The organism is Candidatus Cyanaurora vandensis (assembly GCF_013285555.1).
Lineage (GTDB): Bacteria > Cyanobacteriota > Cyanobacteriia > Gloeobacterales > Anthocerotibacteraceae > Cyanaurora > Cyanaurora vandensis.
On record NZ_JAAXLT010000052.1, the window covers coordinates 1 to 25,282 of the forward strand.

General features: G+C 55.1%; 25 protein-coding genes. 14 read left to right on the forward strand and 11 right to left on the reverse strand.

Features of this window, described 5'->3' with window-relative positions; genetic code table 11:
* Positions 1-1,052: cell wall metabolism sensor histidine kinase WalK (locus HFM78_RS03115; protein WP_287127959.1), on the reverse strand; the 1,052-nt coding region annotated here is incomplete at its 3' end.
* 64 nt (positions 1,053-1,116) lie between these two features.
* Between HFM78_RS03115 and miaB the strand changes: the two genes are divergently transcribed.
* The 8 genes from miaB (at position 1,117) to HFM78_RS03155 (ending at position 7,710) form a co-directional block, all read left to right on the forward strand.
* Entirely contained in the window at positions 1,117-2,418 is a 1,302-nt protein-coding gene (gene miaB / locus HFM78_RS03120) for a tRNA (N6-isopentenyl adenosine(37)-C2)-methylthiotransferase MiaB (RefSeq protein WP_287127960.1), read from the forward strand.
* 1 nt (position 2,419) lies between these two features.
* Complete coding sequence (locus HFM78_RS03125; RefSeq protein WP_287127961.1) at positions 2,420-2,980, forward strand: Uma2 family endonuclease; 561 nt, start codon at positions 2,420-2,422, stop codon at positions 2,978-2,980.
* Between the two features lie 3 nt (positions 2,981-2,983).
* The gene (locus HFM78_RS03130; RefSeq protein WP_287127962.1) at positions 2,984-3,547 is read left to right on the forward strand and encodes a Uma2 family endonuclease; all 564 of its coding nucleotides are present in this window, start codon (positions 2,984-2,986) and stop codon (positions 3,545-3,547) included.
* A gap of 2 nt (positions 3,548-3,549) precedes the next feature.
* The gene (locus HFM78_RS03135) at positions 3,550-4,110 is read left to right on the forward strand and encodes a Uma2 family endonuclease (RefSeq protein WP_287127963.1); all 561 of its coding nucleotides are present in this window, start codon (positions 3,550-3,552) and stop codon (positions 4,108-4,110) included.
* Between the two features lie 2 nt (positions 4,111-4,112).
* Complete coding sequence (locus tag HFM78_RS03140; RefSeq protein ID WP_287127964.1) at positions 4,113-4,676, forward strand: Uma2 family endonuclease; 564 nt, start codon at positions 4,113-4,115, stop codon at positions 4,674-4,676.
* Positions 4,677-4,679: 3 nt separating this feature from the next.
* Entirely contained in the window at positions 4,680-5,249 is a 570-nt protein-coding gene (rdgB, locus tag HFM78_RS03145) for an RdgB/HAM1 family non-canonical purine NTP pyrophosphatase (RefSeq protein ID WP_287127965.1), read from the forward strand.
* Complete coding sequence (locus HFM78_RS03150) at positions 5,246-6,520, forward strand: competence/damage-inducible protein A (protein ID WP_287127966.1); 1,275 nt, start codon at positions 5,246-5,248, stop codon at positions 6,518-6,520. Before rdgB ends, HFM78_RS03150 begins: the two co-directional genes overlap by 4 nt.
* 275 nt (positions 6,521-6,795) lie before the next feature.
* Positions 6,796-7,710 carry a cation diffusion facilitator family transporter gene (locus HFM78_RS03155; protein WP_287127967.1) on the forward strand — a complete coding sequence of 305 codons (915 nt, stop codon included), beginning with the start codon at positions 6,796-6,798 and terminating at the stop codon, positions 7,708-7,710.
* Positions 7,711-7,831: 121 nt separating this feature from the next.
* On the opposite strand, the gene HFM78_RS03160 is transcribed toward HFM78_RS03155, so the two are convergent.
* From HFM78_RS03160 to HFM78_RS03170, 3 genes are read right to left on the reverse strand one after another with little or no spacing between them, the layout of a single operon-like run.
* Positions 7,832-9,358: an NAD(P)H-quinone oxidoreductase subunit N gene (locus HFM78_RS03160; RefSeq protein WP_287127968.1), complete on the reverse strand. Its 1,527-nt coding sequence runs from the start codon at positions 9,356-9,358 to the stop codon at positions 7,832-7,834.
* Positions 9,359-9,410: 52 nt separating this feature from the next.
* Positions 9,411-10,064 (reverse strand): DNA-binding response regulator, encoded by a 654-nt coding sequence (locus HFM78_RS03165; protein WP_287127969.1) that lies wholly within the window; start codon positions 10,062-10,064, stop codon positions 9,411-9,413.
* Positions 10,057-12,225 (reverse strand): glycoside hydrolase family 57 protein, encoded by a 2,169-nt coding sequence (locus HFM78_RS03170; RefSeq protein WP_287127970.1) that lies wholly within the window; start codon positions 12,223-12,225, stop codon positions 10,057-10,059. The genes HFM78_RS03165 and HFM78_RS03170 overlap by 8 nt, the downstream gene beginning before the upstream one ends.
* A gap of 127 nt (positions 12,226-12,352) precedes the next feature.
* On the opposite strand from HFM78_RS03170, the gene HFM78_RS03175 reads away from it, so the two are divergent.
* Both HFM78_RS03175 and HFM78_RS03180 read left to right on the forward strand, forming a co-directional pair.
* Positions 12,353-13,384, forward strand: coding sequence for an ABC transporter ATP-binding protein (locus HFM78_RS03175; RefSeq protein ID WP_287127971.1), 1,032 nt, complete (start codon positions 12,353-12,355; stop codon positions 13,382-13,384).
* On the forward strand, positions 13,377-14,375 hold the full coding sequence (locus HFM78_RS03180; RefSeq protein ID WP_287127972.1) for an ABC transporter ATP-binding protein: 999 nt from the start codon (positions 13,377-13,379) through the stop codon (positions 14,373-14,375). The genes HFM78_RS03175 and HFM78_RS03180 overlap by 8 nt, the downstream gene beginning before the upstream one ends.
* 38 nt (positions 14,376-14,413) lie before the next feature.
* On the opposite strand, the gene HFM78_RS03185 is transcribed toward HFM78_RS03180, so the two are convergent.
* The 5 genes from HFM78_RS03185 to HFM78_RS03205 all read right to left on the reverse strand — a co-directional run bounded on the left by HFM78_RS03185 (position 14,414) and on the right by HFM78_RS03205 (position 18,574).
* Positions 14,414-15,340 (reverse strand): Rpn family recombination-promoting nuclease/putative transposase, encoded by a 927-nt coding sequence (locus HFM78_RS03185; RefSeq protein WP_287127973.1) that lies wholly within the window; start codon positions 15,338-15,340, stop codon positions 14,414-14,416.
* Positions 15,246-16,385, reverse strand: coding sequence for an RNA polymerase sigma factor RpoD (gene rpoD / locus HFM78_RS03190; RefSeq protein ID WP_287127974.1), 1,140 nt, complete (start codon positions 16,383-16,385; stop codon positions 15,246-15,248). The genes HFM78_RS03185 and rpoD overlap by 95 nt, the downstream gene beginning before the upstream one ends.
* Positions 16,386-16,477: 92 nt before the next feature.
* A complete protein-coding gene (locus HFM78_RS03195) occupies positions 16,478-17,023 on the reverse strand; it encodes a DUF3122 domain-containing protein (RefSeq protein WP_287127975.1) in 546 nt (181 codons plus the stop codon).
* 76 nt (positions 17,024-17,099) lie between these two features.
* Complete coding sequence (gene hrcA / locus HFM78_RS03200) at positions 17,100-18,125, reverse strand: heat-inducible transcriptional repressor HrcA (RefSeq protein ID WP_287127976.1); 1,026 nt, start codon at positions 18,123-18,125, stop codon at positions 17,100-17,102.
* On the reverse strand, positions 18,125-18,574 hold the full coding sequence (locus tag HFM78_RS03205) for a Fur family transcriptional regulator (RefSeq protein ID WP_287127977.1): 450 nt from the start codon (positions 18,572-18,574) through the stop codon (positions 18,125-18,127). Before HFM78_RS03205 ends, hrcA begins: the two co-directional genes overlap by 1 nt.
* Positions 18,575-18,773: 199 nt before the next feature.
* On the opposite strand from HFM78_RS03205, the gene HFM78_RS03210 reads away from it, so the two are divergent.
* On the forward strand, positions 18,774-19,292 hold the full coding sequence (locus HFM78_RS03210) for a type IV pilin protein (protein WP_287127978.1): 519 nt from the start codon (positions 18,774-18,776) through the stop codon (positions 19,290-19,292).
* A 1-nt stretch (position 19,293) separates the two neighbouring features.
* Here HFM78_RS03210 and HFM78_RS03215 read toward each other — a convergent pair whose 3' ends face one another.
* Positions 19,294-20,220, reverse strand: coding sequence for an NAD(+) kinase (locus tag HFM78_RS03215; RefSeq protein WP_287127979.1), 927 nt, complete (start codon positions 20,218-20,220; stop codon positions 19,294-19,296).
* A gap of 63 nt (positions 20,221-20,283) precedes the next feature.
* Here HFM78_RS03215 and HFM78_RS03220 point away from each other — a divergent pair, with 63 nt between their 5' ends.
* From HFM78_RS03220 to lepA, 3 genes are all read left to right on the forward strand, one after another.
* Complete coding sequence (locus tag HFM78_RS03220) at positions 20,284-22,026, forward strand: DUF885 family protein (protein ID WP_287127980.1); 1,743 nt, start codon at positions 20,284-20,286, stop codon at positions 22,024-22,026.
* Between the two features lie 140 nt (positions 22,027-22,166).
* Positions 22,167-22,919 (forward strand): outer membrane protein, encoded by a 753-nt coding sequence (locus HFM78_RS03225; RefSeq protein WP_287127981.1) that lies wholly within the window; start codon positions 22,167-22,169, stop codon positions 22,917-22,919.
* Positions 22,920-23,019: 100 nt separating this feature from the next.
* Positions 23,020-24,828 (forward strand): translation elongation factor 4, encoded by a 1,809-nt coding sequence (lepA, locus tag HFM78_RS03230; RefSeq protein WP_287127982.1) that lies wholly within the window; start codon positions 23,020-23,022, stop codon positions 24,826-24,828.
* Here the strand turns inward: lepA and HFM78_RS03235 are convergent, their stop codons facing one another.
* Positions 24,829-25,254, reverse strand: coding sequence for a tetratricopeptide repeat protein (locus tag HFM78_RS03235; protein ID WP_287127983.1), 426 nt, complete (start codon positions 25,252-25,254; stop codon positions 24,829-24,831).
* Positions 25,255-25,282: the final 28 nt, after the last annotated feature.

Genomic DNA, 25,282 nt, shown 5'->3' on the forward strand with positions numbered 1-25,282 from the left:
CACCTTTCTCTCGCCTGTCCCCCTCCTCCCCCTCCACCCCTGGCTCCCCGCGCCCTGACCATTGTCCTCCCACGCCCCAATCCCACCCGGCCCCCCCGTGGGGTATAGCAAAGCGCGTTACTGAGCAAGTTGAGAACCAACCGCGCCAGTTGGTCTGGCTCACCCTGGACAAGACCGTTTTGGAGAATCTTCAATTCCAGATGAATCCCCGCTTTTTGCGCGACAGGAGTTTGTTCCTCGCTCACTTGCTGGAGCAATTCCCCTAAGTTCACCGCCTGGGCCGTCCCGGTGGGCGCGGGTTGGTCGTTGCGGACCAAAAATAAAAGGTCATTGACCAGACTGCCCATGCGCCGACTCATCCGCTCAATGGACTCCAACCCGCGCTGATAATCCTCTGTCGTCGCCTCCGTCCCCAGCAATACTTGAGCATTGGTCTGGATTGCCGCAATCGGGGTCCGTAGCTCGTGGGAAGCATCGGCGGTGAACTGTTGTAACTGGTCAAAAGCCGCCCGAATCGGTGCCATCGCCACCCCTGCTAGGACCCAGCCCCCGCCGCCAATTACCACAATCGTCAAGGGAATCCCCAACCACAAGCTCCAACTAAGCTGCTCCAACACCCGGTCAAGCTGGGTCAAAGACTGCATCACCCGCAAGTAGCCCAAGGTCTGCCCCTCGTACACCCAGGGCCGGGTAAGTTGGCGGTACCGTTGGTCAGTGCGGATGGTCTGGTAGTCCAGACGCGGGGTGAGCGGGACGGTGTAACCCTCCAGGGTCGAACGGGCCAACTGCTGCTCCGGGGTGAACCACTGCACATAATAAGCTCCGCCCGGTTGAAAAAAAGGCGACTGTACCAGCACTTCCCAGCGTTGGCCCCTTAGCTGAACAGGTAAGGACCGCTCCACTTCTTGGGCCGTTTGCGCCAAGGCACTATCTACCCCCTGCAAGAGGACCGCTTGCAAAAATAGGGTCAGGCCATAGCCGAAACCGACCAGAATTGCTGCCATGACCGCCGTATAGCCGAGGGCGAGTTTTTGGCGTGTCCTTTGAAACATGGGCGTTCCTACTTGCCCTAAACCAGCGCGGTACACTGGATTAGCCTATCTATTGAGTCTAGCCATGTCCCAGCGTTACCAGATCACCACCTTCGGCTGTCAGATGAACAAGGCCGACTCCGAACGTATGGCGGGTATCTTGGAGAGCCTGGGCTACGAGGCCACCGAGGAAGACGCGGACTTAGTTATTCTCAACACCTGCTCGATCCGCGATGGGGCCGAACAGAAGATGTATTCCTACCTGGGTATCCATGCCCAACGCAAACACCGCAACCCTGCCTTGACTCTGGTCGTGGCTGGTTGTGTCGCCCAGCAAGAGGGGGCCAAACTGCTGCGCCGCGTCCCCGAGTTGGATATTGTCATGGGACCACAGCACGCCGACCAGTTAGCTGAACTTTTGGCACGGGCTAACGATGGCGAACAGGTAGTAGCAACGGATTGGCGCGATATCCCCGAGGATGCCATCCAACCCCGCCGTCAAAGCGATATTTCTGCCTGGGTGAATGTGATTTACGGTTGTAATGAGCGGTGCACCTATTGCATTGTTCCCTACACGCGGGGCGTAGAGCAATCGCGGACCCCGGAGGCCATCTACCAGGAAGTATTGGGGTTGGGTGAGCGGGGCTACCAAGAGATTACCCTGCTCGGTCAGAATATTGATGCCTACGGGCGAGATATTAGCACGAATTTAGCCCATCTGCTCACGGTCATCCACGATGTCCCCAATATTGAACGGATTCGTTTCGCCACCTCCCACCCGCGTTATTTTACTGAAGAATTAATCCGTACCTGTGCCGAGTTACCTAAGGTTTGTAATCATTTCCATATCCCGTTTCAGTCCGGGGACAATCAAGTCCTGAGCCGGATGGCGCGGGGTTATTCCCATGAACGGTACCGCACTATCATTGCCAAGGTCCGCGAATATATCCCTACCGCTGCCATTAGTGGGGATGCGATTGTCGGGTTTCCGGAAGAGACGGAAGAACAGTTTCTCAATACCGTGCAGTTGGTAGAGGATTTACAGTTTGAGTTAGTGAATACCGCCGCCTACTCACCCCGACCGGGCACCCCCGCCGCGAGTTGGCCCCACCAAATCCCCGAAGACGTCAAGACCGACCGCCTCCAACGCCTGAACCGCGCCGTGGCCCAAAGTGCCTACAACTGTTCACAAACTTACCTAGGCCGCGTCGAACCCGTCTTGGTAGATGCTCTCAATCCCAAGGACCCGACCCAAGTCCAGGGCCGCACTTACTCGAATCGGTTAGTATTTTTACCCGGTGATTACCAAGCCTTGCGCGGACAGATTATCCCGGTACGAATTACCGAAGCCCGGACGTTCAGTTTGACAGGTATCCAGGAGGTATGAGATGACCCAAACCAAGCAACAGTTAACTTTCGAGGAATACCTGAGCTATGACGACGGAACAGATACGCACTATGAATGGGTGCATGGGGAGTTGTACGCCATGACTCCGGCAAGTTGGGGACATGAAAGCATCGTGGCATTTTTATTTGTTCAACTCTATCTGGAAATTCAGCGTCAGGGCTTAGCTTGGCAAGTGCGTCAAAACGGTGTGGGGGTACGCACGATTCAACAACGGGTACGGCTTCCTGACCTCTGTGTTTTTGAAGAACAACTCTCAATGGCTAAGCGTGAAGCGGCTATTCTCACGACTCCGCCATTACTCGCAGTTGAAATCGTTAGTCCTGAATCCGTTCGTCGTGATTACCGCACTAAACGCAGTGAATACGCTACGTTTGAGATTCCTGAGTATTGGATAGTAGACCCCCTAGCGCAAAAAGTCTCTATTCTGCAACTGGAAGAAGGCTTCTATGATGTGCGCGAATTTACAGGCCAAGAGCAGATTATTTCACCCATGTTTACTAAACTGACGCTAACGGCTGACCAGATACTCCAGGGAGTTTAACCCATGACCCAAACCAAGCAACAGTTAACTTTCGAGGAATACCTAAGCTATGACGACGGGACAGATGTGCGCTATGAGTTGGTGGATGGGGAGTTGTACGCCATGACTCCAGCAATGGGCAAACACGGAACTATCGCAGTGTTTCTGTTAATTCAACTTTATCTGGAAATTCAGCGTCGGAGCTTGGATTGGCAGGTGCGTTTAAATGACGTGGGGATGCGGACCGCAGAGCGACGGGTACGGATTCCTGACCTTTGTGTGATGACGCTCGAACAAGCCCAAGCGATTGAAAATGTTGCGGCAATTCTCATAACTCCCCCGTTACTCATAGCTGAAATCATTAGTCCTGAATCCGTTCGTCGTGATTACCGCACTAAACGCACTGAGTACGCCGCCCTTGCGATTCCTGAGTATTGGATTGTGGACCCCTTGGAGCAGAAAATCTCTATCCTACAACTAGAAGAAGGCTTCTATGATGTGTGTGAATTTACAGGCCAAGAGAGAATTGTTTCACCCACGTTCACTGAATTAACGCTAACGGCTGACCAGATACTCCGGGGAGTCTAACCATGACCCGAACCACGCAACAATTAACTTTCGAGGAGTACCTGAGCTATGACGATGGGACGGACGTTCGGTGTGAATGGGTGGATGGGGAGTTGTACCCGATGACTCCAGCGAGTTGGGGGCACAAGAGCATCATGAGATTTTTGTTTCTCCAATTCTATTTAGAAATTCAGCGTCAAGGGCTGGGTTGGGAGCCTTATGAAGATGGTTTAGGCGTACGGACTATGCAACAAAGGGTCAGACTTCCTGACCTCTGTATTTTTCAAGAACGTCCCGCCCTTGCCAGGAATGAAGCGGCTATTCTCACGACTCCCCCTTTATTAGTCGTCGAAATTGTCAGTCCTGAATCTATCAGCCGCGATTATCGTACTAAACGTAGTGAATATGCCACGTTTGAAATTACCGAATATTGGATTGTGGACCCCCTAGCGCAGAAAGTCTCTATCTTGCAACTAGTAGAAGGCTTCTATGATGTGCGCGAATTCACGGGCCAAGAGCGGATTATTTCGCCACTGTTTGCTGAACTAATGTTAACAGCTAACCAGATTCTTCAAGGAGTCTAACCATGACCCAAACCACGCAACAATTAACTTTCGAGGAATACTTGAGCTATGACGACGGGACAGACATTCGGTATGAATGGGTGGATGGGGAGTTATACCCGATGACCCCGGCGACACGTCAACATGGACGGATTATCTTTTACCTAGCCCGTCTTTTAGCAGGTGAAATCCAACGCTTAGGACAGGCTTGGGAATTGGGTTTGGGCGACGTGGGCGTGCAGACTACAGAACGACGAGTTCGTATCCCTGACCTCTGTGTGCTAACCCTGGAACAAGCTCAAGTGATTGAAAATATCGCAGCAATTCTCACAACTCCGCCGTTGCTGGTAGTTGAAATTGTTAGTCCTGAATCTATCCGCCGCGATTACCGCACCAAACGTAGTGAATATGCTGCCGTTGGAATTCCCGAATATTGGATTGTGGACCTCTTAGCGCAAAAAAGCTCTATCTTGCAACTAGAAGAAGGCTTCTACGATGTCTATGAATTTACAGGTCAAGCAAGCCTTGTTTCGCCTACGTTTGCGGAATTGACCTTAAGGCCTGACCAAATCCTGCGGGGAATCTAGCCCATGTCCACCCTTATTCTTGCCACCGGGAACCCAGGTAAAGTCCGGGAATTACGCGAATTCCTGACGGGTTGGGACATCTTACCCAAACCGGAGGGGTTAGAAATTGAGGAGACCGGAGCGACTTTTTTGGAAAATGCTCGACTTAAAGCTCTCACGGTGGCCCAAGCGACGGGACATTGGGCGGTGGGGGATGATTCGGGTTTAGAAGTCTTTGCCCTAGATGGTCAGCCCGGTCTTTATTCGGCACGCTGGGGGCAGAGTGACCAGGAGCGTCTCCAAAAATTACTGCTGGCTCTAACAGATACCCAGGACCGCCGCGCTCGATTTATCACCAGTATGGTCCTCGCATCGCCCCAAGAAATCCTGGTTGAGGTGGAAGGTATCTGTGATGGGAAGATTCTGCTCGCTCCTCGCGGAACCGGGGGGTTTGGCTATGACCCGGTTTTTTATTACCCGCCCTTGGGCTTGACCCTGGCTGAATTGACCATCGCCCAGAAGCAACAGGTCAGCCACCGGGGACAAGCTCTCCGGCGGCTCTTGCCCACCCTCCAGACCCTGGCGACCCTATGAACCGTAATGCTGAAGTCCTCTGTGTGGGTACTGAACTATTACTAGGGCAAATCCTTAATACCAACGCCCAGTACCTCGCTAACGAACTCGCCCGTTTGGGCATCCCCCATTACTTCCAAACCGTGGTCGGGGACAATAAAACCCGGCTTCATCAGGCCCTCAGAGTAGCTGAGGACCGGGCCGGGGTCTTGGTCCTCACGGGCGGGCTGGGTCCTACCCCCGATGACTTAACCCACGAAAGCTTAGCCAGTTATTTCGGTGTCCCTCTAGTCGAACCGCCCGGTCTATGGGCAGACCTCCAGGCCAAATTCCAGTCACGGGGCCGAGTTGCTACGGTAATCCAACGTAAACAGTGCCAGTTACCCCGAGGGGCAAGGGTTTTACCTAATTCCTGGGGGACTGCTGTGGGGGTCTGTTGGGAAGCCAAACCGGGGTTGCACATCTTGACCTTTCCGGGGGTGCCCCAGGAGATGACCCGGATGTGGCAAGCCACGGCTGTACCGTACTTACAAAACCTCGGCTGGGGCCAGCAGGTGATTACCAGCCGACTCCTCCGGTTCTGGGGCGTGGGAGAGGCGACTTTGGCCCAGCGGGTTCAGCATCTCTTGGGTGGTGAAAATCCGACGGTCGCGCCCTATGCCCAGGGTGGGGAAGTGCAGTTACGGGTTACGGCCTGTGCCGCCAATGAAGCCGCTGCCCATGTCCTGATGGCCCCGGTGATTAGTGAACTGAAGACCCTCGCCGGGTTGGATTACTTCGGCATGGGTGAAGAAACCCTACCTGGAGCGGTGGGGGCCTTACTTACCCAACACGGGCAGACCGTAGCCGTAGCGGAGTCCTGTACTGGGGGGCTAGTCGGGCAACTATTGAGCGGGGTTGTGGGCAGTTCACACTACTTTCAAGGCGGGGTCATCGCCTATGCCGACAAGGTGAAAACTGATTTGTTGGGGGTAGATGCCCAGTTAATTACCCAAGTGGGAGCAGTCAGTCCCGGAGTAGCTCAGCAAATGGCCCTGGGCGTACAGCAATTGTTGGGCAGTGACTGGGGCTTGGGGCTAACAGGGATTTCTGGGCCGGGGGGCGGGACTGCCAGTAAACCGGTGGGGTTGGTGTATCTAGCGTTGGTCCAAGGGTCATCACTCAGCCAACGGGAATACCGCTTCGGGAGTAACCAGAGCCGGGACTTCATCCGCCGACTCAGTGCCTATAGTGCCTTGGATGTACTGCGCCGTGAAATTTACGCAAAATTTACCTCTCGGGATGATCCATGACCCAGAACCCCCGTTTATACTTGGAATATCAGGCGCACTCAACCACTGCAACACCCATGAAAAAAGCCATTCAGAAGGTCCGGGAATTGTTGGAAGAAATAACTGAATTGCTCTCTCCCGCGCCGCAACCTGGACTAGTTCCCATCCCAGTACGTTCTCGCGAGGGGCATAATCCCCGGCAACGTCGCTCCTAGGTATCTAGTTTTGCTTCAATTGAATAGTGATCATGAAGGCGTGGACTCCAGTATTCCACGCCTTTGGTGTTTGAGGTTGTGATGCCTACTCTGCCCATCCGTGCCTACGCACTACTCTCGATTGCGGCGGCCCTCTTGACCATTGGGCTGAAGTCTGGGGCGTACCTCTCTACTAACTCGGTCGGTCTGCTCTCGGATGCAGCAGAGTCGGTGGTGAATCTCATTGCGGCTCTAGCCGTTTTTTGGGCGATCACCTATGCGGCGTTACCCCCTGATGCTGAGCATCCCTACGGACACTCCAAGGCGGAGTATTTCTCTAGTGGTCTCGAAAGTGCCCTCATCCTAGTGGCGGCGGTCAGTATTGCCTGGGCGGCCCTAGACCGCCTCCAACAGCCCCAACCCTTGGCGGAGTTGGGCTTGGGGCTGGGGCTTTCGGTGGTGGCTTCGCTGATCAACGGCGGGGTGGGTTGGGTCCTCTGGCGAGCGGGGCAGCAGTTGCGCTCGGTCACACTCCAAGCTGATGCGGTCCATCTGTTTACGGATGTCTGGACTTCGGTGGGGGTTATTCTGGGATTATTTCTGGTCCAACTGACGGGCTGGGTAGTCCTGGACCCGTTGATTGCCCTGGGGGTGGCGGCGAATATTGCTTGGGCTGGGTTTCAGATGTTACAGAAAACACTCTCGGCCTTGTTGGACCGCGCTTTACCGGACAATGAACAAAAGCTCATCATCGATACGTTGCGGACCTATCGAGAGCGTGGTGTGGAGTTCCATGCCTTGCGGACGCGGACGGCGGGGGTGCGGCGATTTGTCTCTTTTCATCTGTTGGTGCCGGGGGCTTGGACCATCCAGCAGGGCCATGATTTGAGTGAGGAGATTGAGGCGGCAATCGTGGCAGTACTACCGAATACGATGATTACGACGCATTTAGAACCGTTGGAAGACCCGGCTTCTTGGGCGGATTTGGGGTTGGACCGGGTGAATCGAGTGTCCTGATGAGAGGGGAGTTCGTGGTTTGCACTGCTTTCAACAGCCCGTGAGGGTAGGAACCCGCCATCGTATTTTGAGCAACAGACCTTGCACAAAGGAACACTCCTCTACATCTGATTGCTCTAATTCACTTTTGAGAGAGTTGCTTGGCCGTTTGTAAGGGCGGGGTACGGGCAATAGATTCGTTCATGAGGCTGACGATGGGGTTGGAGATGATCCCGACGATGACCGTAGCGACCACGGAGACCCCGAGGGCCACCTGTAAGGAGCGCATCCCCGGCAGTTCCCAGTTGGTCGCGGGGTAGGCCTCTACTTCAGGAGACATGGGGCGGACCACCATCGGTTTGACCACCCGCAGGTAGTAATACATGGAGGCCACACTGGTCACGAGACCGACGAAGAGGAGTGTGTAAGCTCCGGCCTGGAACGCTGCCCAGAACAGATAAATCTTGCCGAAGAACCCCGCAAAAGGTGGAATCCCTGCCAGGGAAAGCAGGAAGACACTCAGGCAGACCGCCAAGAACGGGTCCTTACGCCAGAGACCGCTGAAGGCTGAGATATCATCACTTCCGGTCTTGAGCGTGAACAGCGTTGCTGCTGCAAAGGCTCCTAGGTTCATAAACAGATAGGTAATCAGGTAAAACATCAGGCTGGCATAGCCATCCACCGTCCCAATCGCCAGCCCAATCAAGAGATAACCCGCCTGGGCAATCGAGGAATAGGCCAAAAGCCGCTTGAGCGAAGTCTGGGCAATCGCCACAATATTTCCTAGGACCATACTGAGAATCGCCAACCCTGCAAACAAAGTCTGCCACTGGAGCGTGTAAGCCGGGAACGCCTCGGTCATAAACCGGATTGCCAGGGCAAACCCCGCCGCCTTGGAACCGACGGAGAGGAACGCGACGACGGGCGTGGGCGCACCCTCGTACACATCCGGGGTCCACTGGTGAAAGGGCACCACCGCGAGTTTAAAACTAATCCCCGCCACCACCAAGACCAAGGCCAGCAACGCCGGGAAGCCCATGTCCACAATCCGGGGTGCAATCGCCGTGAGCTTAGTTTCGCCCCCAGATAGTCCATACAAGAGCGACATCCCATAAAGGAACACCGCCGCACTCGCTGAACCAACGAGTAAGTATTTCAAAGAGGCTTCGTTAGAGCGCGAATCCAACTTGGTATAACCCGCAAGTAAATAACTCGAAATACTCAAAGTCTCTAGGGCAATGAAGATCATCACCATCTCCGTCGAGCCCGAGAGTAACATTCCCCCCAGGGTCGCCCCCAGCAGCAGCGTGTAGAACTCCGCCACCTGCGCCCCAGATTGGTACATATACCGCTCCGCCATCAAGATAGCTAGGGTACTAGAGAGGACCACGATCCCCCGGAAGACCAGACTCAGCGGGTCACCCGTGAAACTGCCCAAAAAGGACTCCGTGGGCGGGACGGGGCCACCGATTAAGCCCAGTTGGAGCAGCAATTGGTAAACAATCACCACCGCGCTCAACCCCAACCCGAGCAGCGCGAGTCCCGCCAGTTGTTTAGCGACCCGTTGACCACCGATGAGGTCCACCACCATGAGCGTGAGGATGGTCAGCGTGACAATGATTTCAGGCCAGATGGCCCCCACATTCAACAGTGAAACGTCAATGGGCATGGGTCCGGGTACCTTCGCTAGGGGACATTTTACTTGAGTTCGACCAACAACCCTAGAGGGCCATCAGTTTGCGGCGCACTGCTTCCATGCACAAGGCCACCCGACTATTACTGGAATCCTCTTCCAGAGGAATACCGAGCTTTTCTTTGAGGCGTTGGACGCAGTTCTGGACGGTTTTTTTGCTGGTATAAATGCGCTCGGCGACGGCTTGGTCCGTCAAGCTCTCCTGACAGATAAGCTGCAAAATTACCCGTTCACGCTCCGTCAGCTTGACTAGAGAACGCAGTTCGCGGGGTAGTTTCAGTTGACCCGCTAAAGCCGTCTTGGCCCCCTCGACGAAATGACTGCGGCGGTCCATCTTGTTAACCGCCACCAACCCGCCCTCATGTTTGCTCAGTTCCTCCGCAAGGGGCGACAGGAGTAAGGGTTCACTGGAGTAGACCAGCAGGTTTAGCTGGGGTTGGTGTTTAAAGATATAACGCAGCAAGTCCAAGCCCGGCTGAGCAGACTGTTCGCCATTGGTCTGCCCATAGAGGAGATCCGCCACCAAGAGGTCTGGTTGACTGGTCTCCAACCGTTGTTGGGCCCGTTGGGGGTCGGCTATCGTCTCGCAGCGGGCCTGTTCATCCACCTTGAGCAGCCATTCACGGTTATTTTTCGCCACCTCGGGATGGTCTTCAACGACCCAAAACAGTAGGTTAGCCATCACGCTGCCAATCCTGAGGGATCTCCATTTCAATCACACCATTTAATACGGGTAAAATCCGCTGGTCAGCGAAATGGACCAAAACCACCCAGCAGACCCGCTCCCCGACGACAAGCTCCAAATCCTGCCAGGGAATAGCGAGTTCCAAACAATCTGCCAAGCCATAACAAGCGTTCACTTCCTGGGAGAACCACTGGTCGTACTCCCTAGCCTGCAACAAACTGAGACCCTTGAATACGCTCAGTTGGTGACAGAACCGATAGTTATAGGGAGCCTCGGACATCGGGTAGGGAATCAGGCTGGTTAGCTGAGTTTTGCCCGGATGATAGAAGAAGAAATCCACCCGCTCGGGCCGCTCGCGCCAGTCTAAGCGCACAAAAAGCTGGTGGGTGTTCATCCCGTAATAAAGCCGGGAAATTGGCACATTCTGATACATCGTCCCCCGCGTCGTCCCTAGGTCCACGCTCATCGCCTGTTGCCAAACTGGGTCCGTACCCAGACCGTCCAGGTTGGGTGTCGGCATCTGCCGGAAAAGTTGTTGGGGTTTTTCGAGGGGTTCAAGCAGGGCGGCGGGGACGGGTCTGCCCAGGGTCGTGTAGATGGCCTGGAGATGTTCTCGAAATAGCTGGTCAAAGAGGTAGTCGTGCTGGGAGGAGTGGGGTTTACCGAACCACCAGAACCAGTCGGAGCCCTCGGCGGCCCAGAGAGCTTCCAGGGCGGCCTTGGGCGGATTGGGGTGTTGGCTAATTAGTTCGCGGGCCTCAGTCAGGAGTTCCCAAGCTTTGTTTTTAATCGGGTCGCCAATCCAGATCGCAAAATCGCTGTTGATCCAGGAACCGCTGTGTAATTTTTCGACAGGGATCGTGTCCGTGGGCGGGAACTGGGTCAGGTACTCGGAGACCGTCACCAGCTTGAGGTAGGGGTGGTCACTAAGCATCTGGTAGAGCGTCTGTAAAAAGGGCAATCCATCGCGCTCGTAATACTCCCAGCAGTTCTCGCCATCCAGGGCAATCGTGACGAGGTGGGGCTGGTCGGTGACTTCCTGGGCCTCTAGCCGACGTTGGACCGCTTCAAGTTGTTCGATAAAATCACGGGCGGCGGTCTGGGCATTCATATCGCTATAACGAAACCCCATCAAGTCCGAGAGCCGACGGTCCCGGAAGATCATCTGGATGGGTCCCGCTGGAGTCGTGATCTGGTAAGGCCGATAGAGTTGGTCCGCCTGCAAAATATGCCCGTAGAGGTCCCGCTCCCAGTGGGTGCCCAGGGACCGACTCAAAACCCCCTCATCACTGATCAGCCACTGGAAGCCCTGTTTGCACACTGCCGGGATGATAGCGGGGCTGACCGACTGCTCCGAGGGCCACAACCCGCGTGCGGCGGCCCCAAAGCGTTTCTTGTACATCAGTTGGGCTCGTTCCAGGTGGATATCTACATCCTGGGGCCACTGGTAGGGCTGGTGGGGTAGCTGCATATGGGGGCTGGCGACCCGGGCCGATGCGGAGTCCGCCAACAGGGGCAAAATCGGGTGGGTATAGGGTGTGGTCGTCAGTTCGAGTTGACCGCGCTCCTGGAGTTCCCGGTGTTTAGGCAGGATCTTGCTGAGAATGCTCTTTTGTTTGCTGTAGATGGCTAGGCGTTCCGCCAAGGTGAATCCTTGGCCCTTAGTCATCCATTTGCGAATCTGGGGGTCCTCTTCCTGGAAAATTGGGTCGAACCAGCAGAGGTTATGCCAGACCAATAGATCTGAGAAGTCACTGTCACTCCAGTGAGCAAGGCACCAACTAATCCCCTTTTCCTGGGTCAAGTCGAGCAGTTGCGCGTAACGCGGGTAGGGCTTGACCATCCGCTCCCAGTGGGCATCAAAGAAACGTTGCAGGACAAAAAGCTTCTGTTCCCGGTCCAAGACCGGGGCGGTCAAGCACTCCAGCCAAGGATCACGGGCCTTGCCCTTGGCGGTCTCCTCAATTTGCTGAATCAAAGAGGGGACGAGGTTAATCGTCTGGTGTAGCTTGGGGTACCGTTCGAGCAAAAGGGCCATATCTAGATAATCTTTGGTGCCATGTAAACGCACCCAAGGCATCAGGTACTGCCCGGTCAGGGCACTTTTGTACATGGGCTGGTGCTGATGCCAGATTAGGGCAACATAGAGTGGAGCCATGGACATTCCCAATTGCAAACCTAATGTTAACTAATGCTCGGGAACAAAAATACTGAATAAATGTCCATAGACTACGATTGCAAGACGGGCTTTGCGTTAAAGTACCCCTGTCCAAACTCGCCACCTGATGAACCCCACCGTCCCCGTCCTCCAGGTCAAACACCTGCGTACCTATTACCGTACCCGCAATGGACTTTCCCGCGCTGTAGACGACATTTCCTTTGACCTGAGGCGGGGTCAAACTTTGGCCCTGTTAGGAGAGTCAGGCTGTGGGAAATCTGCCACCGCGCTCTCCGTCATTCGGCTCGTCCCCAAACCCGCTGGTTGGGTGGTCCGCTCTGGGGATGTCCTAGATGGTGTGCCTGTGACCCAGGGCAGTGAAATTCTCTTTGATAACAAGGACCTCCTTGCGCTCCCCGAAGCCCAGATGCGGCCCTACCGGGGTTCTAAGATCACGATGATCTTCCAGGAACCGCTGACCTCTCTGAATCCGGTCTACACCGTGGGCGACCAGTTGATGGAAGTAGTCCAGTTACACCAGGGCCTCAGGGGGCAGGCCGCCCGCCAAGTCGCCCTAGAGATGTTCAAAAAAGTGGGCATCCCCAGCCCCGAGGCCCGACTGGATGAATATCCGCACCAACTCTCTGGCGGGATGCGCCAACGGGTGATGATTGCCATTGCCTTAGCCTGTAAACCCGATGTCCTGATTGCCGATGAACCGACAACGGCCCTAGATGTAACGATCCAGGCACAAATTCTGGACTTATTAAAAGACCTCCAGCGCGAGTTCGGTATGGCGGTCCTGCTCATCACCCACGATTTAGGCGTGGTGGCACAGATGGCAGATGAAGTGGCGGTCATGTATGCCGGGAAAGTCGTCGAGCGCGGCAGTGTCCAGCAAGTTTTTAACCACAGCCGCCACCCCTATACCCAGGGTCTTTTCGCCAGTCTGCCCGGTCGCCAAGCCAGGGGCCAGAAGCTCTGTACGATTGAGGGCACGGTCCCGGAATCCACCAACTTCCCCACGGGTTGCCGTTTCAATACCCGCTGTCCCCACCGTTTCGCCCCCTGTGCCGGCCTCGAACCGTTACTTTTACCCCAGGCCGATGGGGTCCAGGTGGCTTGCCATCTCTATACCGGGGTGAACGCTCATGTCTGAACTGCTCAAGGTCGAAGGTCTCCAAGTCTATTTCCCCATCCGTAAAGGTATCCTCCGCCAAGTCGTCGGTCAGGTGAAGGCCGTGGACGGGGTGAATTTCAGTTTGGCACCGGGGCGGACCTTGGGTCTAGTGGGTGAATCCGGTTGTGGGAAGACCACCATCGGCAAAGCCATCCTCCGGCTCACTCCCGCCACCGGAGGCCGGGTCCTCTTCCAGGGCCAAGATATGCTCCAAGCGAGTCCAAGCGAACTGCTCAACTTCCGTGCCAAAGCCCAGATCGTCTTTCAGGACCCCTACAGTTCCCTCAATCCCCGGCTGGATATCGGGGACATCATCGCCGAGGGCATGACGATTCACCTCAAAGACCTGACCAAAACCCAACGCACCGCCCGTGTCCAAGAGCTTCTAGAGACCGTCGGCCTCCCGAACAGTGCCAGCAGTCGCTATCCCCACGAATTCTCCGGCGGTCAACGCCAACGTATCGGGATTGCCCGCGCCCTAGCCGTTAATCCACAGTTCTTGGTCTGTGATGAACCTGTTAGTGCCCTAGACCTCAGTATCCAAGCCCAGGTCTTAAATCTCCTCATTGACCTGCGCGAACGGTTTAACCTGACGCTCCTCTTTATCTCCCATGACCTCTCGGTGGTGCGGCACCTCTGTGACGAAGTGGCGGTGATGTACCTAGGCCGGATTGTCGAACAGGCCCCTACTGAGCAGCTATACCGCAGTCCCCAACATCCCTACACCCAATCCCTCCTCTCCGCCATCCCCGAGGCGACGACCAACCCCCAGAAGGACCGCATCCGCCTCACCGGAGATGTACCCAGTCCCATTAATCCGCCCAGTGGTTGCCCTTTCCACCCCCGTTGTTTCGCCGCCACAGAGCTATGTAGTCAAACAGTCCCGCCCCGTGTAGATGTAGACCCTGCCCATTGGGCCGTCTGTCACTACACCCAACCCGAGGGCGTGAAAGTCAGCGTTGAATCTTAACTAAGTGTGCAGAATTAAACCAATTTAGCTGACAAAGTTCAAGTATCTGAGCGAACCGACTGGATCTGCTCTAGGGTCAAACCTAGAATTACTGTGATTTCTTCCTCAGCAAAGCCACGGGCACGAAGGGCTGGCACCGCTTCTAACTTGCCTTCTAACTTGCCTTCTAACTTGCCTTTAGCCGCCCCTTCACGCACCCACCGCTGGTAAATCACGGATTCCTGCACCACGTCCTCCTTCAGCCATCGGTCGAGTAGCCTCTCTTTGAATCGTAGCCCACCCAGCACTTTCCCACAGGCGAGGATGTTTAACCGTTGAGCGCGGTTTTCCACCGCAGTTATGGCTTGGGCAACTTGCGCTAACAGTTGCTCCGGGTCTTCGGTACAGGTCAAGGTGGCAAGAGGTAATAGCGTTGGCTCTTGTAGAAAATTCCCCGGCGACTCCTCCCACAACTTGACCACGCGGTAATGATGCAAGGTCTCCCCGACCTCAAAAGCCGTCTCAATCACCGTGTCAGCCGAGGGTTCACACAACAGAACTACCCCTTGCACAATGGGTAAGCGGTATTTGCGGTAGAGCCGGACAGAGTAATCGAGCATTCTTAGCGGTAGGTCTACGTCGTAGCGCGTCTGGAATTCCAAGTGCAGGATGGCGTTCTCGATTTGCAGGAAAACCACAGAATCAGCGCGGATGGGTTCGATGGGGAGTTCAGTTTTGAGGAGGGTGACAGATGGGACGGGGGAGCCGAGGAACCACCGCGCAAAGGCCAGGGGGTCGGATTCAGCAAGGAATTTACAGACATTATCGTAGGCCATGCCCTGAGCATACCGGATCGGAGTTGAGCAATATTCCACCTGCCGTTTAGCGTAATTATTGCCCTTCGAGGTACTCGCGGACCCGGCGGAGGCGTTGGGGGTGGCGGAGTTTGCGGAGGGCGCGGGCTTCGATTTGACGGATACGTTCACGAGTAAGGGTGAAGCATTGCCCTACTTCATCTAAGGTCCGGCTGCGTCCATCCACCAAGCCGTAGCGCAAGCGCAACACATCGCGCTCACGGGGGGTGAGCGTCTGGAGGAGGGCTTCGAGGTCTTGGCGCATCAAGGAATGAATGACTTCTTGCTCGGGCATATCGCCTTGGGCCTGGATTAAGTCGCCCAAGGCTGTATCTTCCTCCCGGCCCACGGGAGTCTCTAGGGAGACGGGCAGCTGGATGGCGCGGCGCACAAAGCGCAACTGGTCCACATCCATCTCCACAGCCTCAGCGATCTCATGCTCTGAGGGCGAGCGGCCCAACTGTTGGGACAAGTGCCGCGTCGCCTTCTTGATTTTGTTCACTTTCTCGACGACATGGACCGGCAGACGAATCGTGCGGGCTTGCATTGCAATCGCACGGGTGATCCCCTGCCGAATCCACCAAGTAGCATAGGTGGAAAACTTGAAACCCCGCGTGTAATCAAACTTCTCACTAGCGCGAATCAAGCCCAAGGTCCCCTCTTGGATCAAGTCGAGGAGCGGTAAACCCCGGCCTTGGTACTTCTTCGCCACGGAGACGACCAGCCGCAGGTTGGCATTGATGAGGTGCGCCTTGGCCCGTTGGCCCCGTTTCACTTGTTTGGTGACCGCCTCGGGAGCTTCACCGACGTGTTCGGCAAGTTCACTATCCGTAGGCGGGTAGCCCAAGACTTTGCGTAACCGCCGCCGCTTCTCTTCGAGCTCTAGCCAGGATTTGATTTGACGGGCTAACTCGATCTCTTCGGGCACTTTCAACAGGGGTACGCGCCCGATTTCCTGGAGGTACAGACGGATGAGATCGTCGGTATTCCCACGGGTTATCGCTCCCCTATCGCCGAGGGTGACAGAGGGACCTTCTAGCTCAATTTCAGGCAGGATTAAGTCAGGTTCGAGGAATATTTCAGGAATAAATTCTGTGTCGTCAGTTACGGATTCCGGTAGAGATAACGCCGGGGCTGAGGAGCGGGAGCGGGGACTGAAATCACGCTTCTGGACCATGTTTTCCCCTAGGTCTACGGCAGTAGGTATGAATGTTCTTAGTATGGTAGTTTACCCGAATTATCCTAACAACCATACATATTTTCTTAAGTTCAATAGTTAGCTGCCGGGTAAAAATCGTTGGGTCCAGCGATCCCGTGAACTTTTTGCCAGCCCTTGAGGACGGCGGCATCAATAACCAGGGTCCGTTGCTCCTTGGCTAGGGGGAGAGTCAAGGTTGCACCGCCATTCTGCTCAATCTGAGCAAAACTTTTGGTCACTTCGTAGTAGCCGACCCGGTTGCGCTCCTGGGATTCATTGATGAGGTTGGTGGCTTGCTCGCCCGTCTTGAGGACTAGAGGCTCTGCGGTACTGATGGCGTAGTTGCTGTATTGGGGGTCCACGCGGATCTGGACGAACTCATAGACCTTGCCGCTCTCACGGTAGATCTTGAGGAAGCCGACACGCCAAGTATCGCCCTTGGTGTCTTTGATGCGGTCCTCAATTGTGTAGAAGACGCCGTTGGCCTTGCGCTCGCCAGTACGGACAATCCGCGCCTTAATTTCCTGGTCCGTGGGCACCTTGACGGCTACTTCCGTGGGCGTCGTGCTGGCACAACCCGCTAACAAAATTACCACCCAGACCAACAGTTTATTCAAGTTCATGACTCGTCGCTTAGCCTCACTGTACCAAGAAGAATCAGGTGAAACTTAAATTTTTGTTGCCCATCCCCTCTTAGGGAACTGTGGTAGAGAGGTGGTCAGCGGTCGCTTCTACTGAGGCAATGGCTCGGTCATAGGGTAGACGGGTCGGCCCTAGCACACTCACCGAACCCCCATAGAGGCCCTGGTAGGAAAAAGTCCGGCTCACCAGACTACAGCCATGCATCGGGGTGAGGGGATTCTCCGTGCCGATGCGGACTGAGGTGCGGGGTTTGGCCTCGTCCTTGAGCAGTTGAGCCAAATGGACTCTTTCCTCCTCCAAGAGACCGATAAGTTCTTGCAACCGCTGGGGCTGGCTGTACTCGGGTTGACGCATTAGTTCGGTCAGACCACTGACAAAAATCTGACCCACTTGAGGTACTAGGATTTCCTCACGAATCAGCCCGACTAACCCGCGCAAGAAATCGGTCCACTGGCGAAACTCTTGCCACAGCGGGTCATCACTACCACTGAGGTCCTGGAGGGAGCAGTTAGAGCAGTGGGTATTGAGGAAATTGTTGATGAGGTCTAGATCCTCCGTCGCTACGCCCGCCGGGAGTGTAACGATCAGTGAATAGGTCTGGAGCGTGTCGGCAACTAGGACCAAGAGGGCGCGGCCTTCACTGACTGGGACTAGACGCAAATGGCGTACCGTATCAAAACTCTTCACCGGAGCCGTAATCAACGCCACACAACCCGTGAGCATCGCCAGTAACCGCGCTGTGCGCTCTAACAGGCTCTCTAGACTGCGGTGCAATTCATCGTCGAGATGCTTGAGGACGACTTCGCGGACCTCACGCGTCAAGGCTGCTGAGGGAGCCAAAAGTTCATCCACGTAAACGCGGTAGCCCGAGTCCGAGGGCACGCGCCCCGCCGAGGTGTGGGGCTGGAAGAGTAACCCCGCCTGCTCTAGAGCATTCATGGCGTTGCGGATTGAGGCGGAACTCAACTCTAGCTGGTAGGCTTCCACCAGCATCTTAGAGCCGACGGGTTCAGCCGTATTAATATAATGCTTGACCGTGGCCCAGAGAATTTGGCGGTGACGGGGGTTTAATTTCATCAGGGCATCTCACAGGCTGCACACACACCATACAAGTCCACCCGACAACGGTCCACCCGCCCCTGAATTTGTTCGTTGAAACGGGCGACGGTATCGGGCAAATCTACATCTAAGATGACCCCGCAGCGGGTGCAGTGGAAGTGATGGTGGGAGTCAGGCCGCCAACCGTAACGGTTCCCGCTGCCATCCTTGAGGACCTCAATAAATTCTTTACGGGCTAGGGCTTCGAGATTTTGGTAGACCGAGGAATAACCCACGGGTTGTCCGGCCTGGGTCAATTGCTGGTAGATGGCCCCCGCGCTCAAGTGGTTCTCGGAGTTACACAGCAAGTCTAAGATGGCCCGCCGCTGGGGACTTAAGCGCATCCCTTGATGTTTGCAGCGTTCCAAAACAGCTTCAAGATTGGCACGGGGTGTAGCGACCATGGTGAGACCGGGTTGTTCAATCAATACTAGGGATTGAATATTGTACCATTTTAGCGAGAATTTTACATAACTAGGGTAAAGGCTGGGTTTCAGGGATTTCCCCATTGACTTTTCACTGAATCTGGCCTTTTGACTAAAGAAGTAAAACACTTTTTTGAAATGGCTGACGCAGTTTTGACGGGAAAGGGCATCCTAACCCTAGTATCCCGGCAGGAACTTCCCCATGACGAGACAAACCCTTCTCAAGCAGAGGCATGGTTTTACGTTGATTGAATTGTTAGTGGTCGTGGTGATCATCGGTGTTTTAGCAGCTATTGCCCTGCCGAACCTGTTGGGCCAGACCAACAAAGCCCGCACGACCGAGGCAACGTCAGTTCTGAGTGTGATTAACACGGGCGAAGAAGCCTACTTTTATGACAACCAAACTTACCTTACCGTCGGTACAGTTCTGGATGAAGACCAGATTCTCTTTTTACCAAGCACAGCTACGCAGGCTGCCAATGCCCAGGGTCTAGCCAACAACACGCCGCCTCTAGTTGTTCGTGGCGATGACACAGCGATGTCTACGCTGCTCGGGGCAAACGTTACAGGAGCTAGCTGGGACTATGCCGTAGTTGGAACGGACGATACCTGGCGAGTTGGCGGGGTCGGCACGGCTGGGAACATCCAAATTCAGAATCTTGCCGTCTACACTGAGCGACGCTTAGGACGGACGCTCCTAGACGCTGACAATGACCAGTAATCTAGGGGAGTTCAACGGATTCGGGCTTGGCGATATGGGGCAGACCCCAGCCCAATTTTTCACGGAGCATTTCAAAAAACTCTGGGGCTTTCAACCGGATGATCTGGGTGCGGTAGGGCGAACGGGAGATCTCGATATGGTCTGTGGGTAGGACAAAACAACCTGAGGACCCATCGGTACTCAAGATGACGTGTTCGTGGTTACTGGGTGGATAGAGGATTAAAGGCTCACTGTCGGCATAGACCAGACCCCGCGCCCCGAGCGAGTGGGGGCAAATCGGGACGACCTGGAAGACCTGGACTTCTGGGGTAATGACTGGACCCCCAGCCGAGAGGGCGTAGGCCGTGGAACCCGTGGGCGTAGCGATAATCAGGCCATCAGCAGCGATATCTACGAGGTGATGCAAACCAATCTTGACCTCAAAATGACACATCCCGGTGAAGGGTTCTTTGTGAACTACAGCCTCGTTGAGGACCAAGGCTTCCCAGACGCGCTCCTGTTTACGGAGGACGTAGACCTCCAGCATGGAGCGTTCTTCACAGCGAAATTCACCCGCCAAAACCTGTTCGACGGCTTGGTGGGCCTGTCCCAGATAGGTCTCTGTCAAAAAGCCCATGTGCCCGGTATTGATATTCAGTTGGGGAATGCCTTTGGGAGCCAGTTGACGGGCTGCCGCTAAGACCGTGCCATCTCCGCCCAAGACAATGGCAAAACCCATCTCCTCATCAAAGCCCGCTGCATTTACCTGATTAATCGGGGTGTAACAGACGGGTCCGGTGCGGTTTGGAAAGCCCAAGATTCCGTTGCGGCCCGTGGTGAGGTGGACTTGACAATGGTGAGTTTCGAGTAGCTCAGTGAGGTCTTTGACCGCACGGAGGGCCGAAGACTTGGTGTCGTTATAAATGATCCCGACCTTAGTGATCCCCATGCGTCTAGTCTGCCTATCCTCATTAGCTTATGGTAGGCTCGATCTGCTTTGAGTGTGCTGCCCATGCTGCAGAAAAACCGTCTCCTCACCGTGCTAGGGGCTGTGACCCTGTGGAGTGTACCGCCCGTCTTGGCCCAGACCCTGGATAGCTTTTTTACCAAAGAGTGGGCTTACCAACTGGCCCAGGACCCGGTCGAGGCTTCGACCTTGGGGGAGCGTCGCTACAATGACCGTTGGCAGGACTTGAGTTTAAAAGCAGTTCAAAATCGCCATGCCCATGACCGAGCGGTGCTTAAGGAATTACAAGGTTTTAATCGGGCAGAATTACCTATTGCGGACCAGTTAAATTACGATCTTTTTGAGCGCGAGTATCAGCTTAAGGTGGCTGAGTTTGCCTACGGTGGGTATCGCATTCCCCTCAACCAGCGCGGTGGCATCCAGACGGCCCATGAACTAGCGGACCTCCTTCAGTTCAACACAGTCAAGGATTACGAGGACTGGCTCAACCGACTCAGGCGGTTTCCAGTCTACATGGACCAAACGTTGGGCTTGATGCAAGAGGGCGTCCGTACCCGGACTTTGTTACCCAGCGTGGTGATGGCCCGTGTCCCTGCCCAAGTGGACCAACAACTCGTCCCTACGCCCGAAGCGAGTCCTTTTTATAAACCCTTCCGTAGTTTCCCTAAAGATATCCCGCCACCAGAACAAGCCCGTCTCCAACAGGCTGCCAAAACCGCAATTCAGACGCGTATCCTGCCCAGTTACCGTAAGCTCAAGACTTTTTTAGTTCAGAAATACCTACCCGCCTCCTTTGCGTCCGTGGGTGTGTGGCAAATTCCCAACGGCGATAAATTTTATACGCTCCTGGCCCGGAAATACACCACGACTGCTATGACCCCCGCCCAGATCCACGAGCTAGGACTAGCGGAAGTCAAACGCATCCGGGGCGAGATGGATACGGTCATCCAAAAAGTCGGTTTTAAAGGAACATTTGCCGAGTTCTTGACGTTTTTGCGGACGGATCAGCGGTTTTATTACCAGACCCCCGAGGAACTATTAACGAGCTACCGGGCGATGTCGCGGCGGATTGATCCTGGTTTGGTCACCCTTTTTAAGACCCTGCCCCGGATGCCCTACGCCATCGAACCGATCCCCGCCGCCGCTGCCCCGGATACAACCACCGCCTACTACCAGCAACCCGCCGCCGACGGTTCGCGGGCGGGTATCTACTATGTCAATCTCTACAAACCCGAGTCCCGGCCCAAGTACGAGATGATGGCCCTCTCGCTCCATGAAGCCGTACCTGGTCATCACCTCCAGATTGCCTTGGCCCAGGAGCTAGGCGAAATCCCTAATTTCCGTCGCTACGGAGGATACACCGCTTTTATTGAGGGCTGGGGACTTTACGCCGAGTCCTTAGGGGAGGACCTGGGACTCTACATAGACCCCTACGATAAATTTGGGCAACTCACCTACGAGATGTGGCGGGCGGTGCGCTTAGTCGTGGACACCGGGCTGCACCATTACCGTTGGGACCGCCAAAAAGCGATTGATTATTTCCTCGCCAACGCCGCTAAACAAAAGCTGGATGTCATCAACGAGATTGACCGCTACCTTGTCATGCCCGGTCAAGCCCTCGCCTACAAAATCGGGGAGCGCAAAATCCAAGAACTCCGTACCCGCGCCCGGTCGCGCCTGGGGGATAAATTTGATATCCGCGAATTTCATGGGGTAGTCTTGGGGTCTGGAGCAGTGCCGCTGGATATCCTGGAGCGCAATGTGGACAACTGGCTGGCGGCGCGGTAATTATTTTGGTCCGTGTATAGCGGATTACCTCGGTTGGGACCACTTTGGTCTATTCTGATAAACGGTCAGTGGTAGTAAAAGTTACCGATGGATAATATCCAGGAGTAGCGATATCCATTCTGAAGCGACGAGGAGTGCCCGTGAAGAAGACCCTGTTTGCCCTACTGTTGGCCTGTGTGCCAGTAGCGGTGGAAGCCCAGACCACACCCGGCTACTACGGTTCGATTGGGGGGAATCTTTCCTTTATCACGCCCTTCAACGGTATTTTAGACTTCACAAACCAAGTTAGAGAGGACGGGGGGCCTGTAACCCGACTAAATCTGAACTCTACGATTAATTTCAACACGGGGTACGGTGCGAACTTGGCCGTGGGTTACAAGTTTGCGGAGCCTTTTCGGGCTGATTTGGAGTTTTCCTATGTCAATGCGAGTGTGGCGAGCGTAAGTGGTAATGGGGCTACAGTGCCGGGTATTGGCAGCCTCAGTGCTTTCTCGGTGATGGTCAATGGTTATTACGACAACACTGATTTTGCCACCTCGCCCTTGGGCTTCTACATCGGTGGGGGTCTTGGACTCATAGTCTATAACGCGGAAGGGATTGCCTTTGATGACCTGCCGCCACCCCCCGGTTTTGGACCGTTGATTATCTTTGGGCAGGTCTTTGACAACCCCAACGACCTAACTAGGAAACCACCCATCAGTTCCACTAGCGCGGTTTTTGCCTACCAGGGTAAGGCTGGCATCAACTATGCCTTTAGCGAGTCCGCCGTACTTAACGTGGGCTACCGCTACCAGGCAACGGGTCAGACCTTGTTGAAAGGGTCATCTCTAGAATTCAATACCGGGAACACCAGCATCAACAGTGTGGAGCTTGGGGTCCGGTTCGCGTTTTAGGCTTTGTTCGCGGCCTGGGGGGTTTGGCTTAGTTCTAGACCCCCGCTGAGATTGGCTAAACAGCGAGTAGGATCGGGGATGAAGCTGTGGGAAAGACCCGATGACCGACGTAGCCGTAGCCAACATCCGCAACTTCTGTATCATTGCCCACATTGACCACGGCAAGTCCACCCTAGCGGATCGCCTCTTGCAGACCACAGAGACGGTCAGTAAGCGCGAGATGGTGGCCCAGTATCTCGACAACATGGACCTAGAGCGCGAGCGCGGGATCACCATCAAGCTCCAAGCAGCGCGGATGGAATACCAAGCCCGCAACGGACAGGTTTACATCCTGAACCTGATTGACACCCCCGGTCACGTGGACTTCACCTACGAGGTATCCCGGTCCTTGGCGGCCTGTGAGGGAGCATTGTTGGTGGTAGATGCCTCCCAGGGGGTCGAGGCGCAGACCTTGGCAAACGTGTATCTCGCCCTTGAACACAACTTGGAAATTATCCCCGTCCTCAACAAGATTGACCTCCCTGGTTCAGAGCCGGAGCGGGTCAAAAATGAAATTGAGGAGATGGTCGGGTTGGACTGCACCAACATTATTCATGCTTCAGCTAAAGAAGGGATTGGGGTAGCGGACATCCTGGAGGCAATTGTCGCCCAGGTCCCGCCGCCTCAGGACACCGTGGCTGAACCGTTACAGGCGTTGATTTTTGATAGTTACTATGATGCCTATCGCGGGGTGGTAGTCTACTTCCGGGTGATGGCGGGGCAGATGCGGCGCGGGGACCGGATTCGCTTTATGAACTCGGGCCGGGACTTCGAGATTGACGAGCTAGGCATCCTCAAACCCAACCAAGTCCAGGTGGATAGCCTCCATGCCGGGGAGGTGGGTTATCTCGCGGGTCAAATCCGGGCGGTCCAGGATGCGCGGGTGGGGGATACGATTACCCTGGTCCAGCGACCAGCGGCCCAAGCCTTACCCGGTTATCGGCAGGCGCAACCGATGGTCTTCTGTGGTCTCTATCCAACGGACTCCGATGAATTTGAAGATATGCGCGAGGCCCTAGGGAAACTGAGTCTCAACGATGCGGCCCTCACCTATGAACCGGAGACCTCTTCGGCCCTAGGCTTTGGCTTTCGCTGCGGGTTCTTGGGTCTGTTGCACATGGAGATTGTCCAGGAGCGGTTGGAACGCGAGTACAACTTGACCTTGATTACCACGGCCCCTTCGGTGGTCTACCAAGTGACCCTCAACGATAACTCCATCATCTCGATTCAGAACCCCTCGGAGTTACCGCCCCCGGACAAACGGATCAAGATTGAGGAGCCCTACGTCAAGGTTGAGGTCATTACCCCGCCGGACTATGTGGGGACTTTGATGGAGTTGTGCCAGATGCGGCGCGGGATTTTTATGAATATGAATTACATCACGCCTACGCGCACGACGTTGATTTACGAAATCCCCTTAGCTGAGGTCATCAGTGACTTCTTTGACCAACTCAAATCACGCTCGCGGGGCTATGCCTCCTTGGAATATAAATTCCTGGGCTACCGAGAGGACCGTTTGGTGCGGCTGGATATCATGCTCAATGGGGAAGCGGTGGATTCCCTCTCCGCGATTGTTCACGCCGACAAAGCCCCGAGTATTGGTCGGCAGTTGACTGCCAAACTCAAGGAATTGATTCCCCGTCAACAGTTCCTAATCCCGATTCAAGCGGCGATTGGGGCTAAGGTGGTGGCCCGTGAGAATATCGCGCCCCTCCGCAAAAACGTCCTCGCCAAATGTTACGGCGGCGATATCTCCCGTAAAAAGAAACTCTTGGAAAAACAAAAAGAAGGCAAGAAACGGATGAAGGCGGTCGGGTCTGTGGAAGTGCCGCAAGAAGCCTTTATGTCGGTCTTGAAACTGGACAGTTGACTACTGTTGCAGACGCAGGATCATATCGCGTATCCGCTGGGCCAAACCCGCTTCCCCCTGAGTCTGGAAAAGCTGGGCGGCTTGGCGCAGGTCATCAATGGCCCCGGCGATATCCCCTTGGTTCTCCTTGACTGCGCCCCGGTTATTGTAAGCCTCGGCGTACTGGGGATTGAGTTGGATCGCTTGATTGAAGTCTTCAATTGCCCCCCGACTATCCCCCAGGAAAAACCGCGCTCCGCCCCGTCCGGTGAAGGCTTCGGGTAAAGGCTTGACCTGAATAGCCTGGGTATAGGCTGTGACCGCGCCCTGATAATCCTTGGCCTGGGCACGGTTCGCCCCTTGGCTAAGCTGCTCATTCACCGTCTGGGCGGCGACTCCCCCCGTCCATAGCCCGAGCAAAATTAGAAATAACCCACGCACCCTCATTTTGAACCCCCTTTGTCAACGCCAAGAT